This is a genomic window from Candidatus Villigracilis saccharophilus (assembly GCF_016711665.1).
Window position 1 is genome coordinate 1 of record NZ_JADJSO010000030.1, and the last position, 14564, is coordinate 14564.

Consider the following 14564-nt stretch of genomic DNA (forward strand, 5'->3'; position numbering starts at 1 on the left):
AACTTTCTGAGCATCGCCGTTTCGCTGATCTGCTGGGCCATCACGGCTGTGACTCTTGGGATCGCCATCTCACGTACGAATAAATCACTTGGTGAAAAACAAGTCCCTTTGATGGGAGTCATGGCCGCGTTCATCTTTGCGGCGCAGATGATCAACTTCCCGGTCCTCGGCGGTACTTCGACATTTGCTCGGCGGGCGTGCTGGCGGCCATTACGCCTCGGCCCGCGGGCTGGCATGTTGGTGATGACTGCTGTTATCGCGGTGCAGGGACCGCTCTTTCAGGACGGCGGATTGATCGTGATGGGTGCGAACATCCTTTAACATGGGCATCCTGACCTGCGCGGTTGGCTGCGGTTTGTACCGTTCTGGTACTTGAAGTAATCGCACGGTCAAACACGCGGTGATCGGCGCGGCGGCCTGGTTGTCTGTGATGGCTGGTGCGCTATCCACTGCCTGCAAATTTGTTTAAGCGGAAACGCGGAAGTTCAGATCATTGTCCCCGCCATGTTGTTCGTTCATGCCTTTATTGGGCTTAAGCGGAAGCATTGATCACCGTCGCGGCTATAGTTTTCATCTTGCGGTCCCGCCCCGATCTTTTTGGGCGAGGGATCAGAATCTGCTCGGTGCAGCAAAGGCTGATATTGACCGCGTCTTGGATCACGCTGGCAGTTGTCCTGCTTTCACCATTTGCATCTGCCAGCCCTGATGGACTTGAACGTGTCGCCGAAGATCTCGGTTTTATCAACATCGCTCAATCGGCGCCGCGAAGTCATTCCCGATTATCGATCCCATTTCTGGGAACCACACCATCTCTACCATGTCGCGGGTGTGATCGGTGCTCATGCTGTTCTGGCAATCGTTTTTATTGTTGGACGTTCCATGCAATCCAAAATCAAAATCATAAATCATAAATCGCCATGCATTCAGACGCTTCGACCGTTATCATCATCACGACAGCGCGCTCCATCGCCTTGATCCACGCATTAAAGTGGTGGTGGTGATCGCTTTCATTCTTTCAAACGCATTGCTGCCCGATGGCGCATGGTCTGCTTTTGGGTTGGCCTGGCTTTTCCTGATCCTTGGCAATGCGCTGTCTGACCTTGGACTGGGATACACCTTCCAACGTTCCTTTATTTGCATTGCCCTTGCGTTGGTGGCGGTGACGGTTTTTATTTTCTGTTCCCTGGCAAATCGATCTTTCAATTTCATTTTATGATGTCTGACTTTACGATCACGGATGCCGGGTTGCTGCGCTTTGTCAGCATTGTCATTCGTTCATGGTTATCGGTGCAGGCGGCGATACTGCTGGTGGCAGTAACTCGCTTTCCAGACCTCATTCATGCATTCGAGCATTTACGCGTACCTGCCATTCTCACGACCATTATCGCGTTTTTATATCGCTACCTTTTCGTGCTGACGGATGAAGTGATGCGATTGCTGCGGGCGAGACAATCTCGTTCGGCGGCGAGAGCAGGTCAAAGGTCGGGCGGAGGCGTGCTGTGGCGCGCGCGAGTGTCTGGTCACATGGCCGGTCAACTCTTTCTGCGAAGCTATGAGCGCAGTGATCGCATCTATAATGCGATGCTGGCGCGCGGCTATGCCGGTCAACTGCGGACCTTGAATGCGCATGAACTTCACCGTCGTGATTGGGCGTATGGCGCGGCCGCTTTTCTATTTATTCTTGCCGCAACCTGTGGGACGGTTCTAATGCCAATTACACATGCTTCGAAAAATTTTCATATCCCGAATGTGAAGGCGATGCGCCGCAAGTGCGCGATTTACATTTCTCTTATCCCGATGGACATTCTGCGTTGCATGGTGTTTCATTTAAATTGTGCGAGGGCGATAAGGTTGCGCTGGTGGGTCCGAACGGTGCGGGCAAGTCCACGTTGATGCTGCACCTGAATGGGATCCTCGAAGGAAGGGGCGAGATCGAATTGAGCGGTTTGCGCCACTCGTGACAACTGCCTTGTCATCCGTTCAATGGTCGGACTCCGTGTTCCAGAACCCCGACGACCAACTCTTCTCACCGACCGTGTTCGAGGATGTGGCATTTGGTCCGCTGCACATGGGGCTGCCCGAAGCGGAAGTGCGCGCACGCGTGGACTCTGCGCTCGAAGCGGTGCGCATGACCTCCTATAAAGACCGACCGTCACATCATTTAAGTGTCGGCGAGAAAACGCATTGCCATTGCGACAGTGTTGTCGATGAATCCAAGCGTTTTGATTTTGGACGAACCGTCCGCTGGACTCGATCCGCGAGCGCGCAGGACATTGATCAACTTGTTGCGCGAACTGCCGATCACAATGCTGGTCTCGACGCATGATATGAAATTGGTGCAGGAATTATTTCCGCGCACGATCGTGATGGATGAAGGTCAAGTGGTGGCCGATGGGCTGACGATGGATATACTGGAGAACGAAGAGTTGTTGACCGCGCATGGGTTGGAGAAGCCGTAGAGAATTGATAAGATAGATTGAAGATAATAATTAGTAGCGTGAATTGAGACTTCAACTGAGGGAAGACAGGCAAATTATTGAAAATTTATAGATCTTGATTCTCAAGTGCAAATGCAATTGCTTCTTTCAAAGGCAATGCTCTGCCTCTAGCTTGTAGTATCGTAAATGTTTCAACGCCAAGTTGATCACGTGCCATTTGGATATGCCGTTCAAACTCAGTTTGGTCGAATGGTAAATAGCGTTTTCCTGTCGTATCCGGTATTGCCTGCGCTGCACCGAATAATATTGAAGCACGTTCAGGTTGGTTTGTTCCTGCTGCTACAGCCGCCAACCCGATAAAAAAGTGAGACGCCTTTTTTTCTCCATGTACCGTTCGGGCTGTTTCAAAAAAATCAATAAAGTAACGCAATGCCTCTGGATAATTGTCTTGTTGTAAAGCCAGCAATCCCAAATCATATAAATTAACTACAACATCGGCCTTCATGCCATACTCACGACTTATCGTCAGGCTTTTTTTATAGTATTGTTCCGCTTGAGCGTAATCGCCTTGAATGCGGTGTAAATCACCCAAATTAGCCAGGGCAACTGAAACTCCATCCATAAAACGAATTTTCTCATCATTAAGCAGGTGTTGATTGAAATAAAAAAGAGCTTTTTTATAATTCTCTTGTCGAAAATACAGTTCACCCAAAAACTGAGACACACGGCCTATTCCCCATAGATCCCCTAATTCCTGTAATAGCTCCAGACTTTGCTGCAAAAGAGAAAAAGCTGTCTCATTCTCAGCGCGGCCAATGGCCACACCTCCTAAAAGAAATAAATTCCAGGCTGTGCCCCATGTTTTCTTACGGATTTGGTATATAGCAAGACTCCGATTGAAATAAGATTCTGCAACATCAAGATCTGAATCTCCCCAGCGCGCCAGCAAGCCCATCCGATTCAGGGCCTCTGCCTGCCCCAAATCTTCATCGGCTCCAAGTTTCTGCCATATTGCAAGGCTTTCCTCTAAAACAGAATACGCTTCCCCATAATTTCCTGTACGCCATTCACGGAGACCAGCGCCATTAAGAACGCGCGCATAATTTTTAGGATACTCGCCAACATTCGGCATGGCGCGTAACTTATAAAACCAATTGCGCGCCTCACTCGGAAGCCAGCGCACATTCCACGTCCACGCTAAGGCTGCAAATAACTGCAAACCATATTGAGTTTGCCCTGAAGATAAGCACCAATTAAGAGCTGCGCGCAAATTATCAAGCTCATTTTCCAGAAGATCCATCCATTTGATTTGGTCTGGGCCATGAGTTTCTTTATCCGCTTGCTCTGTCAAATCAAGGAAATAGGCGAGATGCTTATTTCGCATCTCACTTTCCCCGTTAACTTGGCGCAGACGATCAAACGCGAACTTTTGAATGGTCACCAGCATGGTAAAACGCGTCTCACCTTGAGGATCCAACGTTCGCTGTAAAAGGCTTTTGTCTGAAAGCAAAGCAATCAGTTCAGGGATGGTTTTTTCTGCATGGTTGTCAAAAAAAATCGTCTCAACTGCATTCAGTGTAAAGCCCCCAGAAAAAATTGAAAGATTGGCAAACAAGATTTTTTCTGCTTCGGTAAGCGAGTTATAACTCCAGCCGATGGCATTGTTAAGCGTTTTTTGCCGTACTGTTTCTGGGCGCATTCCATCTGCAGATAATACAAACTGATCGTTCAAACGCTCCAGCAAAAGCTGGGGTGACATTAAACGAATGCGAGTTGCGATCAATTCAATCGCTAATGGCAGCCCGTCTAATTGTGTGCAAATAGAAGCGATGGTTTGAATGTTATCAGCACGAAGTGAAAAATCTGAACGCACTGCGCGGGCGCGCTCGGTAAACAGCTTTAAAGCTGGGAAATCCGAAGCTGCTTCCATATCAATCATTGCATCTTCTTTGGGAATCTGTAGCGTTGGGACGGAATAAAGCCATTCGCCTGGGATGCGTAAAGATTCACGGCTGGTGACCATGATCTTTAATTTGGAGCAGGCCGAAAGGAGTTTTGAGACGAGCGGCGCAGCGCCATCCATGAGATGCTCAAAATTATCCAGCACAAGCAGCATTTGTTTATCCCCAACCCCATCAATGATCTGTTCGATCACATATTTGTTTTTTGTTTCCACGTAACCGAGCGCTTGAAAGATGAAAGGCGCAACAAGGGACGGATCTTCAATCGTAGCCAGAGGGATAAAAAAAACTCCATCTGAAAAAGCCAGGGGCGATTGTTGCGCGGAAGCAATGCTCAAACGCGTTTTGCCGATGCCCGGAGGGCCGATCAGGGTGACGAGGCGAATATTTTCTTTGTTCAAATATTCGCAGACATCTGCGATGTCTTGTTCGCGCCCGATCAATGAAGTTGACGGGGTGGGGATGTTGGATCGACGGGATGATGGGCCGCGCCAGGGAGCCTCCTCATTAAGAAGTGCCGATGCAGACTGCCAATCGCCGCGTGCAAATTTCAGAAACGCAGAGCGTTCATTTGATGGAATCTTGAAGGCTTGCGTGAATAGTTCTGCAGTTTGTATTGAGGCGCGGCGTTGGCCTGCTTCGATCTTGCGTAATGCGCTCATTGAGCAGCTGACCTGCAATGCGAGTTGTTCCTGAGTCCACCCCAACACTTTACGCTGGCGCTTAAGCCACCCGCCAAACGATATATCAACCAACTTGTTCCCTCCAGAAACTGTGTCACTTTTGTGTCAACCATTCAAGATCAATAGCGGGTAAATTTGTATTTATAAAAGAAAGTATATCATTTGATAGTTGGCATAAGTTTCCAAAAAGGAGAACGTTATATGAAAAAAATATTTAAGTGGATCGGGATCGTATTAGGCTCACTGATCGGCCTGATCTTCATGCTGGCAGCCATCCTCTACTTCAAAGGCAGTGCGCGGCTCAACAAGATCTATGAGATTCCCGCGGACAACATCTCTATCCCAACTGATACTGCCAGCCTTGCAGCAGGCAGGCACCTTGTCGAAACATTGTGCGCCCACTGTCATACAAATGATTTGAGTGGAAAAACCTGGTTTAGCTTTCCACCTGCCGCACGGTTGATTCTGCGAACCTGACTTCGGGCGAAGGCGGGATCGGAGCGAATTCACCACAGACGAAGATTATGTACGCGCCGTCCGCCACGGGGTGAACCCCGAAGGGAAACCTATATTTATGCCGTCCGTTGTGGCATTCCAGGATATTAGCGATGAAGAACTTGGCGCACTGATAGCTTATCTGAAAACAATCCCCCCTGTGGATCACAAAACGAACGGACAGCAATTCACTCCTCTGGCAAAGATCATGGTTGGCGCGGGTATTATCAAATTGCCTGTTGAAATCGTAAATCACAAATCGCATGTGACTGCGCCCGCAGCTGGTGTGACAAACGAGTATGGTCAGTATCTGGTTACTATCAGCGGCTGTTTCGATTGTCATGCGGAAAATTTGGCGGGCGGACCCTATCCCCAACCGGGTGTCTCACTCCTCGTTCCCAACATCACACCTGGAGGTGAGCCTGGTTCATGGACGGAAGATCAATTCTTCACCACAATTCGCACGGGTATTACTCCTGATGGCCATCAAATGAATCCAGAATATATGCCTTGGCCGCAAATACGACTCTCGACTAATGATGAACTCAAAGCGATCTGGATGTACTTGCAATCTGTTCCAGCTAATGAGCAAAGCGGTAAATAGAGTCTGCGTACTTTTGCTGGACAATGGAATTATTTAATAGCTTTAGACCCAAGGAAAAAAATGAAACACACACTTATTCACCTAGTCATAATCTTTCTGATCTTGATGACACTGACTTTTAACACAGTTGGCGTCACGCCTGTCAAAGCCGACGCACTGCCTGCTCCGCTTAGTTTTATCGACTATACCTTTAATGTTAATAGCACTCTTGACCTGCCAGATGATCTGACCCAGCCCGGCACTTGTCATACGGCGGCGAATACATGCACCTTACGTGCGGCGATCATGCAGGCCAATAGAGCCGGTTTTATAGTTAGTAGTGTAACTATCAACGTGCCATCAGGCCACTATGTTCTGACTCCTCCGGCTTCGCCAGCAGATGGCGACGAAAGCGGAGACCTGAATCTGACAACCTCTACGACTTATCATATTATTGGCGCTGGTGCTGCCACAACTATCATTGACGCGAATTCCTATGCACGTGTGCTGCATGTGCATTCCGGTCGCATCGTGGATATTTCAGGAGTAACCATTCAAAATGGCTACCTGGTAACAGGCAACATTAATGGTTGTGGAATCTTTAACGAAGGTTTTTTAAGTTTGAGGGATGTGGTAATTACGAATAATCATTGCGCTGGCTATGGGGGTGGAATATTCAATGCAAATCAGTTAGGGATAAGTGACAGCACGATTAATCTAAATACCTCATCCTTGGGCGGCGGTGGTATTAACGAAAGCGGCAGTTTTCTTAGCATAATGAATAGCACAATCTCCGGGAATTCCAGCACCGGCGGCAATGGCGGCGGCATTCAGAGCGGCGGGACGGAAATAAAGGTCAGCAATAGTACGATAAGCAATAACAGCGCGTATGGCTCCGGCGGCGGGATTTACAATTCTTCTCAAAACCTGGTCTTGATCAATAGCACACTGACTGGAAATCTGGCAAATTTTAATGGCGGCGCGATCCTTAATAAGAGTACAGGACAGGTCAATGTTTACAATAGCACCATTGCCTTCAACGGTGCTGATTGGGATGCAGATATCAATGGTGGGCAGGCGGGGGGCGTGTATAACACTGGCGCTTTCAACATGCGCAATACGCTGTTAGCAGGCAATAGCGTCAGCGGCGCTCCAGTCTATGATGATTGCGGCGGGACGATCAGTTCATACGGACGGAACTTGATCGGGGCTCCTTATAACGATACGAGTGGTAGCTGTACGGTCATAACCGGCACCGGCACTTGGGCACAACTCAATGATCTCAATCTGCTTGGCATCTTGCAGGACAACGGCGGCCCAACAAAAACAATTGCACTGCTGGCAGGCAGTAATGCAATTGATGGCGCTGATCCTGTGCTTGGCTGTATAAACTCTTCTAACGTTGTCCTCCCTGCTGATCAGCGCGAAGTTGCACGTCCGCAGGGCGCGCGTTGTGATATTGGAGCATATGAGCTCCGTCCTGATGGTAACGATACAGCAGGAGTATTTCGCCCGAGTAACGGACTTTTGTACCTAAAAAATGCCAACACAACAGGTTTTGCGGATGTAGCGATCAATTATGGATTGGGGGAGATTATCCAATAGCGGGTGATTGGGATGGTAATGGCACCGCCACCATCGGCATCTACCGCAACGGTTCCTTCTACCTGCGCAACTCCAATACTGTTGGGTTTGCTGATCTTGTCATTCCATTCGGCACACTGGGCGATCAGCCGGTTGTCGGAGACTGGAATGGAGATGGGGTGGACACCATCGGGGTTTACAGCAACGGACAATTCCTGCTGCGCAACAGCAACTCTGCGGGAACGGCTGATATGAGCTTCTACCTTGGAAACCCTGGTGATGTGGGCATCGCGGGAGATTGGAATGGCGATGGCTTGGATACCACAGGCGTTTTCCGCCCGAGTAACGGGGTGATCTTCCTGAAGAACCTCAATACCACAGGCTTTGCAGACATCAATATCAATTATGGTCTATCCGGCGACATGCCTGTGATTGGCGACTGGAACAATGACGGGATAGACACGATCGGTGTCTATCGCAATGCCCAGTTCCTGCTGCGCAACAGCAACACGATCGGCTTTGCGGATATTGTCTTTGCGCTGGGGAACCCTGGTGACATGCCGATCGCGGGCAATTGGGATGGGATCCCGTAGATGATAAGAATTGTGTTTTGTGAGGGTTGAGAAAACATGGCTATGTTCCCAAAGCTCCTGCCGCTCGTTTATTGGGTTGGTGGGTTAGCCGCTGATTTAAAGCGTTTTGAAAAAGTTGATTCCTGGCTTGCTCCGCAGGAGATAAAATGCGGTTGATTTTTTCTCGCAAGGAAACAGAATCTGAAAATAGTTTGGCGGCATGTTCTGTGCCGCTGCGGGTTTTATCTTCTGTAAGTGCTATCCAGGCAAGTACATGGAGAACGTTTGAAATTCCATGTTCATCTTTCGGTTCTTGATAATGATGTAATACTTCTGCGCAGAACTGTTTCGCCTGTGAAAGATCGCCTTGTTCAATGGCGATCTGCGCCAGAATTAACTGAGCCTCAGGCAGGTAGAGCAGGTCTCCCAATTCTGTAAACAATTGCAGGCTTTGCTGCGCTAATTTTTCAGCTTGTTTGAGGTTACCCTGCCAAAATAATATTTGCGCGAGATTGACGGCAATAAAAGCTGTTTCCCAGGGGTCTTCAGTTGAGTTTACTGTTTCGAAGGCGCGCTCCAGCCAGCTTTGAGCCAGATCCAAATTATTCATTTCGCCAGCGGTAATTCCAATGTTGGCAAGGTTCATCACGATCTCATTTCGATCGCTTGTTCCCTGTATTATTGTCAATGATTCTTCCAATAATTGAATGGCTTGCTCATACTCGCCCTGACAGCGCGCCACCATTGCCATGTTATGTAGTACAGTGGCGATGCCGATCTGATCTTCCAGTTCGTGCCGCAATGCCAATCCTTCTTTGTGCCATGCCATGGCAGAGGGATAATCACATTGTTCACACGCCATGGAACCTGCGCCGTTGAGCGCAATGGCGCGTTTTCTTTTTTGTGTTTCTGTCAGTGCGGATTTTACTGGGCGATGTAAACTTGCTTCCAGCCATTGCTTTCCTTCCAATAAAAAACCTTGACGATACCAAAACCACCATAACCCGCCTGCGATCGTGACGGCAATATCTGCATCATCCTGTTCCAGCGCAAAGCGAAGCGCGGATCTGAAATTATCATGATCGAGTCGGGTTTGCGCCAGCCAGTGTGCCTGTTGCTCGCCCTGTACTTCTTTAAATATCTTTTCTGCATATTCGGCAAAGTAGACAGCGTGGGTGCGCTGGAGTGAATATAAAAGATTGGCGCTGATAAGCTGCTCCAGGGCGAAGGAACGCAAGGTCTCCAGCATCGTTACTCGCCCCTCGGGTGATTCAATTTCAAGGCGGATGAGGCTGGCCGCAGCCAATGTTTGCAGGGTGGCAAGATCTGTACCGCAAATGGCTTTCGCGGTTTGGATTGTACAGCCTCCCACAATTACTCCCAGTCGCATGAATACTGCCTGTTGGGCGGAGTCAGCAGGTGATAACTCCAGGCAACTGCATCATGAAGAGTTCGATGGCGCTCCGCAACGTTGCGCTTGGTCTGCTGCAATAATGTTGACGAAAGTTGTGAGCGGCTGCGGGCGCTGACGATCTGACGCAATAATTCATTCGGGACCATTTCATGCATACGTGCGGCTGCCAATTCCAAAGCCAGGGGCAAACCGTCCAGAGCTACACATAAAGTGGCGATGGCGATGGCGTTATCCATATTCAGCAGGAAGGCGGGATAGGTGGTACGTATTCGCGCAACAATTAATTGAATGGCTGCGATTTTATTTAATTCATCCAGGGCAGGTAAATGCGCCAGGTCGGGTAAAGCCAGCGGAGATAATTCCCATTCGTGCTCACCGTAAAGGTCAAGTGCCATGCGGCTGGTGCAGAGTAGTTTTAATTTGGGAGCGGCTGCGAGCCACTCGCCAAAAAGGTTACTCGCTTCCAATACATGTTCACAGTTATCAAGAACCAGAAGAATTTCACCGCCTGCAAGGTGTGTGCGGATCGCGGCTTCAATGGTTTGATCTGCGGTTTGGGTAATCCCTAATGCGGCAGCAATAGCACCTGGCACATCCTTTGCGCTTTGCGCTGAATCCAGCGCGGCAAAGCATACTACTTGGGCGAAGTGGGTTTTTAAAGTGTGCGCAACTTCCAGTGCCAGCCGCGTTTTACCAATGCCTGGGGTGCCGATCAGAGTTACAAGGCGCGCCTCGCTCAGCAAAAGATTGCAAATTGAATCTGTTTCAACACTGCGCCCGATCAAAGGGAAGAGCGGCGATGGAAGTGTGTAGGGAGATGAGGATTCTTGACTGACGATTTCCAGCACCCTGCGAGTTTTTGTCTGGGTGGTTCGTGTGACGGTAATCCGTTGATGCCCACTGGACGCGTTGCGCATCTGTCCGGCTAATTCAAGCAGCTGTTGAATGAGTTTAGGTTGGTGTTGAATATCCAAAGCAGGCACAAAGAGCGCTGCCACAACTGCCAGATCCGGCAGGCGGCTGCCGTTTTCAAGGCGGGCGATCTGTTCACGGCTATAGCCTACTGAACGGCCCAGTTCATCCTGTGTTAAATGGGCGCGTTTCCGTAAATACCTGAGCGCCTCACTAAATGATTTTGGAAAAAGATGGTCTGCCAATGATTGCGCGTTGGTTGATTGAACTTTCATTAGGACATCATAGCATAGTAGGAGAAGTGGAGGTAGGTTTTTTTATTTGAAACTTTCTGGATGGGGAAATTAATTGGATCGCTTCGTCGAGTTGTATATGCCTTTCGGATGGTGACAGTTTTCAGAGTCGTGTGATGCGCAGCTGGGCCATACATCCCACTGTTTTCACTTGTCACAAAATGTCACTTTTGGTCACGGCCTTGCTTGTAAGATGGGCATATGAAACATGGCACTTTCCATCGCTTGTTTATGATCAAGATGACTGAAGTGATCGAGGTGACAGAAACCATCACGGTTTTGATCGAGAATGATCTTTCAAATGGGATCAAAAATGATGTCTGTCCTGACCTTAACTTTGCCTGCCTGCCTTGTGCTGTTTACCGGCTTTGGCGACAGCAGTGTGATGCCCAAAGTGACCGAAGCTGCGGAGGTGATTAAAGCATTGCATTTTTTTATAAGCGTATACCATCCTGATGAATAAACTTAATCCACTATCACAGAGGAGCGAACCTTCTCAAGGAGAATAATAATGAAAAGAAAATTCCTATCTTTAATTTTTAGCTTGATCCTATTGGTAACATTCGTGGGCGTGCGCCCAGTTCTAGCGGATAGCGCGGTGGTGGGCACAGGCTCGCCCGTCAGCTGCACAGAGGCCGCGCTTGATGCCGCCCTCGTGGAGCTTTACCCCGGCGCAACCGCACCCGGCGGGGTTTTGAGCTTCAACTGCGGCCCCAATCCCCATACGATTGTGGTCACTAGCGAAAAATTCCTGAACGATGGTACGGTGATTGACGGCGGCGGCCTGATCACGCTCTCGGGCGGCAACAGCACGCGCATTTTCTTCGTCAGCCAGCAGGCGCGGGTTGAACTGCGTCACATACAGCTGATCAATGGCTACGCGGCGGGCGGCGGCGCGATCTACATGGAACCGAATCTCAACGGCGACTACACCTATCTGACGCTCAATGATGTCACGCTCCGTGATAATAATTCCACCAGCTTTGGCGGGGCGATTGACGCACGACATGCTTCCCTGAGCGTCACCAACAGCCATTTGACCGGAAACAGTTCAGACAGTGACGGCGGGGCGATCAGTCTCAATGAAGGCGTGTTGACCATGATCAACAGCGAGGTGCTGAACAATCGAACCATATCGCCTGGTGCCAATGGTGGTGGGCTGAATGTTTTGAGTGCCACGCTGGATATCCAAACCACCACGTTCCGAAACAATCAGTCGCAGCTATCGGCAGGCGGTGCCATCACTCTGAGATTATGCAACGGAACCATCGCCAACAGCCTGATGGATCAAAACACCGCCGCAAATATTGGCGGGGGCATTTACCAGCAAGCCCGGGAATGTGACATTAAGCCAGGTGACATTCACCAACAACACGGCTCCCAGCGGCGGCGGCATTGCCAATGACAACGGCGCGCTTGTACTCAATGGCGCGACGACCATGTCGGGTAATACGGCCACTAATAATGGTGGGGGCATTTTTAACTTCAATGGTCAATTGGCGGCGCAAAATGTCCAACTGCTGAATAACCAGGCGGCTTATGGCGGCGGGCTCTACAACTCCCTGAACGGTACGCTTACACTGGCCGATGTCACGTTGTCTGGAAATTCGGCGACATCGGGCGGCGGCGGGGTCTATAACACCGGCCAGTCTATCTTGACTCGCGTGACGCTGGCACTCAATACTGCGGGCGACGGCGGTGCGGCTTTCAACACTGATACGGCGAACCTAACCTTGACCAACTCCACCCTTTCGGAGAATCAGGCCAATTTCGGCGGTGGCGTGTTCAACAATGGAACGCTGTCCTTGACCAATATCACCATTGCGAAGAATTTGGCGGGTGGCGGCGGCGGAGGCCTGCTGCACAATTCCGGCGCAGCCAGTCATTTAGCCATGACCAACACTCTGTTTTCCGCCAATACAGCCTTTGACCCAATCAGCAATCAATGCCTGTTATATGAGGCTCCCGAAAGCCAGCTTTTTAGCCTGTGGCAGGGAGTGAGCTGCGGTTCCAGCACAGCGAATGGCAATCAGCCTAACACCGATGTTTTGTTAGCTCCTCTTGGCTTTTCGAGTGTGGTTTTGCCAACCGAGCTGACCATGACACACGCGTTCCTGCCGCTCAGCCCGGCCAAGGATGCTGGAACTTGCGGCAACGCCGCGCCAACGACAGATCAGCGCGGCGTTGCACGTCCGCAGGGGGCAGGCTGTGATATTGGTTCGTATGAAAGTGATGCTACTGTCCCCGTGGTTTCTTCGAGTGTAAGAGGAAGTATCAACCCAACCAGCGCGGCCAGCGTCAACTTCACAGTCACGTTTTCAGAATCTGTAACGGGGGTCGATATCGTTGCGCCATTCAATGATTTTACATTGACGAAAACTGGAAGCGTATCTGGTGCGTCTGTAACTGGTGTTAGCGGAGCAGGCACCATCTACACGGTTACAGTCAATACCGGTTTGGGCAACGGCACGCTCCGTCTGAATGTGGCCGACAACAATTCCATCATAGACGTTGATTCAAATCCCCTGGGCGGGGTCGCGGTGGGAGATGGGAATTTCACCAGCGGAGAAACCTATTCGATAAACAAAGGCGGAGATACAACGGGAGTATTCCGTCCGGGTAACGGGCTTTTATACCTGAAGAATGCCAACACGAGCGGCTTTGCGGATGTAGCGATCAATTATGGATTGGGCGGGGATTATCCTGTAGCAGGTGACTGGGATGGCAACGGCACCGCCACCATCGGCATCTACCGCAATGGTGTCTTCTATCTGCGGAACTCCAACACACTGGGCTATGCTGATCTTGTCGTTCCATTCGGCACGCCCGGCGATCAGCCGGTTGTCGGCGACTGGAATGGAGACGGAGTGGACACCATCGGTGTCTACAGCAACGGACAATTCCTGCTGCGCAACACCAACACGGCCGGCACGGCTGATATGAGCTTCTACCTTGGAAATCCCGGTGATGTGGGCATCGCGGGAGATTGGAACGGCGATGGCTCGGATACGACGGGCGTTTTCCGCCCGAGTAACGGGGTGATCTTCCTGAAGAACCTCAACACCTCAGGTTTCGCGGACATTGCGATCAACTATGGCCTATCCGGCGACATGCCTGTAACGGGTGACTGGAACAATGACGGGATCGACACGATCGGTGTCTATCGCAATGCCCAGTTCCTTCTGAGGAACAGCAACACGATCGGCTTTGCGGATTTGACATTCGCATTGGGCAATCCTGGCGACATGCCCATCTCGGGCAATTGGGATGGGATCCCGTAAATAAAAATTGATTGCGTTTGAAAAAAGAAGATATGGCTATGCTGTTGGAGAGCATAGCCATATCTTCTTTTTAAGTTTGGTTTTGCAGTAAAAACTTTGTTGCTGATTTAATTTCATTGGCAGAGCGATTTGCCGACCACGATGCATGATATGCGACGGTGCAAGAATTACTTCTGCGCACGATTGTGATGGATGAAGGTCAAGTGGTGGACGATGGGTTGGGGAAGCCGTAAAAATAAAACTGGAAAAGGTTGTAACAACAGGAGCCACGAGAGAAAACTCTAGGCACTTAAAAAAACAAATGACATTTGTCCCTTGATTCCATGTTTTACAGGGTATAGACTTGTC

The 14564-nt window shown here is 49.9% G+C and carries 17 protein-coding genes; 13 read left to right on the forward strand and 4 right to left on the reverse strand.

What is annotated here, in order from left to right; genetic code table 11:
* The coding region (locus IPL17_RS10985) for an energy-coupling factor ABC transporter permease (protein WP_345307130.1) at nt 1–321 on the forward strand (321 nt) is incomplete at its 5' end.
* A 211-nt stretch (nt 322–532) separates the two neighbouring features.
* On the opposite strand, the gene IPL17_RS10990 is transcribed toward IPL17_RS10985, so the two are convergent.
* Nucleotides 533–748: a hypothetical protein gene (locus tag IPL17_RS10990; RefSeq protein ID WP_345307131.1), complete on the reverse strand. Its 216-nt coding sequence runs from the start codon at nt 746–748 to the stop codon at nt 533–535.
* Between the two features lie 249 nt (nt 749–997).
* On the opposite strand from IPL17_RS10990, the gene IPL17_RS10995 reads away from it, so the two are divergent.
* From IPL17_RS10995 to IPL17_RS11015, 5 genes are read left to right on the forward strand one after another with little or no spacing between them, the layout of a single operon-like run.
* On the forward strand, nt 998–1216 hold the full coding sequence (locus tag IPL17_RS10995) for a hypothetical protein (RefSeq protein ID WP_345307132.1): 219 nt from the start codon (nt 998–1000) through the stop codon (nt 1214–1216).
* Nucleotides 1213–1893 carry an energy-coupling factor transporter transmembrane component T gene (locus IPL17_RS11000; RefSeq protein WP_345307133.1) on the forward strand — a complete coding sequence of 227 codons (681 nt, stop codon included), beginning with the start codon at nt 1213–1215 and terminating at the stop codon, nt 1891–1893. The genes IPL17_RS10995 and IPL17_RS11000 overlap by 4 nt, the downstream gene beginning before the upstream one ends.
* Nucleotides 1860–1961, forward strand: a complete 102-nt coding sequence (locus IPL17_RS11005; RefSeq protein WP_345307134.1) for an ATP-binding cassette domain-containing protein — start codon at nt 1860–1862, stop codon at nt 1959–1961. Before IPL17_RS11000 ends, IPL17_RS11005 begins: the two co-directional genes overlap by 34 nt.
* Nucleotides 1958–2326, forward strand: a complete 369-nt coding sequence (locus IPL17_RS11010; RefSeq protein WP_345307210.1) for a hypothetical protein — start codon at nt 1958–1960, stop codon at nt 2324–2326. Before IPL17_RS11005 ends, IPL17_RS11010 begins: the two co-directional genes overlap by 4 nt.
* Nucleotides 2208–2459, forward strand: coding sequence for an energy-coupling factor ABC transporter ATP-binding protein (locus IPL17_RS11015; protein ID WP_345307135.1), 252 nt, complete (start codon nt 2208–2210; stop codon nt 2457–2459). The genes IPL17_RS11010 and IPL17_RS11015 overlap by 119 nt, the downstream gene beginning before the upstream one ends.
* Nucleotides 2460–2544: 85 nt before the next feature.
* On the opposite strand, the gene IPL17_RS11020 is transcribed toward IPL17_RS11015, so the two are convergent.
* A complete protein-coding gene (locus IPL17_RS11020; RefSeq protein ID WP_345307136.1) occupies nt 2545–5154 on the reverse strand; it encodes a tetratricopeptide repeat protein in 2610 nt (869 codons plus the stop codon).
* A gap of 129 nt (nt 5155–5283) precedes the next feature.
* On the opposite strand from IPL17_RS11020, the gene IPL17_RS11025 reads away from it, so the two are divergent.
* The 4 genes from IPL17_RS11025 (at nt 5284) to IPL17_RS11040 (ending at nt 8337) form a co-directional block, all read left to right on the forward strand.
* On the forward strand, nt 5284–5559 hold the full coding sequence (locus IPL17_RS11025; RefSeq protein ID WP_345307137.1) for a hypothetical protein: 276 nt from the start codon (nt 5284–5286) through the stop codon (nt 5557–5559).
* A gap of 97 nt (nt 5560–5656) precedes the next feature.
* A complete protein-coding gene (locus IPL17_RS11030) occupies nt 5657–6181 on the forward strand; it encodes a c-type cytochrome (RefSeq protein ID WP_345307138.1) in 525 nt (174 codons plus the stop codon).
* Nucleotides 6182–6241: 60 nt separating this feature from the next.
* A complete protein-coding gene (locus tag IPL17_RS11035) occupies nt 6242–7765 on the forward strand; it encodes a choice-of-anchor Q domain-containing protein (RefSeq protein WP_345307139.1) in 1524 nt (507 codons plus the stop codon).
* Nucleotides 7766–7923: 158 nt separating this feature from the next.
* Nucleotides 7924–8337 (forward strand): hypothetical protein, encoded by a 414-nt coding sequence (locus IPL17_RS11040; protein ID WP_345307140.1) that lies wholly within the window; start codon nt 7924–7926, stop codon nt 8335–8337.
* Nucleotides 8338–8377: 40 nt separating this feature from the next.
* Here the strand turns inward: IPL17_RS11040 and IPL17_RS11045 are convergent, their stop codons facing one another.
* Nucleotides 8378–9688, reverse strand: coding sequence for a tetratricopeptide repeat protein (locus tag IPL17_RS11045; RefSeq protein ID WP_345307141.1), 1311 nt, complete (start codon nt 9686–9688; stop codon nt 8378–8380).
* 2 nt (nt 9689–9690) lie between these two features.
* Nucleotides 9691–10917: a helix-turn-helix domain-containing protein gene (locus IPL17_RS11050; protein WP_345307142.1), complete on the reverse strand. Its 1227-nt coding sequence runs from the start codon at nt 10915–10917 to the stop codon at nt 9691–9693.
* A gap of 219 nt (nt 10918–11136) precedes the next feature.
* On the opposite strand from IPL17_RS11050, the gene IPL17_RS11055 reads away from it, so the two are divergent.
* The 3 genes from IPL17_RS11055 to IPL17_RS11065 all read left to right on the forward strand — a co-directional run bounded on the left by IPL17_RS11055 (nt 11137) and on the right by IPL17_RS11065 (nt 14216).
* Entirely contained in the window at nt 11137–11355 is a 219-nt protein-coding gene (locus tag IPL17_RS11055; protein ID WP_345307143.1) for a hypothetical protein, read from the forward strand.
* Between the two features lie 151 nt (nt 11356–11506).
* Nucleotides 11507–12340 carry a hypothetical protein gene (locus tag IPL17_RS11060; protein WP_345307144.1) on the forward strand — a complete coding sequence of 278 codons (834 nt, stop codon included), beginning with the start codon at nt 11507–11509 and terminating at the stop codon, nt 12338–12340.
* Nucleotides 12243–14216: a choice-of-anchor Q domain-containing protein gene (locus IPL17_RS11065; protein ID WP_345307145.1), complete on the forward strand. Its 1974-nt coding sequence runs from the start codon at nt 12243–12245 to the stop codon at nt 14214–14216. Before IPL17_RS11060 ends, IPL17_RS11065 begins: the two co-directional genes overlap by 98 nt.
* Nucleotides 14217–14564 lie beyond the last annotated feature (348 nt).

Excerpts from the sequence above, each read along its gene's own strand:
- IPL17_RS10990 (WP_345307131.1), bottom strand. The coding sequence starts at position 748 with ATGTTGATAAAACCGAGATCTTCGGCGACACGTTCAAGTCCATCAGGG.
- IPL17_RS11000 (WP_345307133.1), top strand. The coding sequence starts at position 1,213 with ATGATGTCTGACTTTACGATCACGGATGCCGGGTTGCTGCGCTTTGTC.
- IPL17_RS11015 (WP_345307135.1), top strand. The coding sequence starts at position 2,208 with ATGAATCCAAGCGTTTTGATTTTGGACGAACCGTCCGCTGGACTCGAT.
- IPL17_RS11025 (WP_345307137.1), top strand. The coding sequence starts at position 5,284 with ATGAAAAAAATATTTAAGTGGATCGGGATCGTATTAGGCTCACTGATC.
- IPL17_RS11030 (WP_345307138.1), top strand. The coding sequence starts at position 5,657 with ATGCCGTCCGTTGTGGCATTCCAGGATATTAGCGATGAAGAACTTGGC.
- IPL17_RS11035 (WP_345307139.1), top strand. The coding sequence starts at position 6,242 with ATGAAACACACACTTATTCACCTAGTCATAATCTTTCTGATCTTGATG.
- IPL17_RS11050 (WP_345307142.1), bottom strand. The coding sequence starts at position 10,917 with ATGAAAGTTCAATCAACCAACGCGCAATCATTGGCAGACCATCTTTTT.
- IPL17_RS11055 (WP_345307143.1), top strand. The coding sequence starts at position 11,137 with ATGAAACATGGCACTTTCCATCGCTTGTTTATGATCAAGATGACTGAA.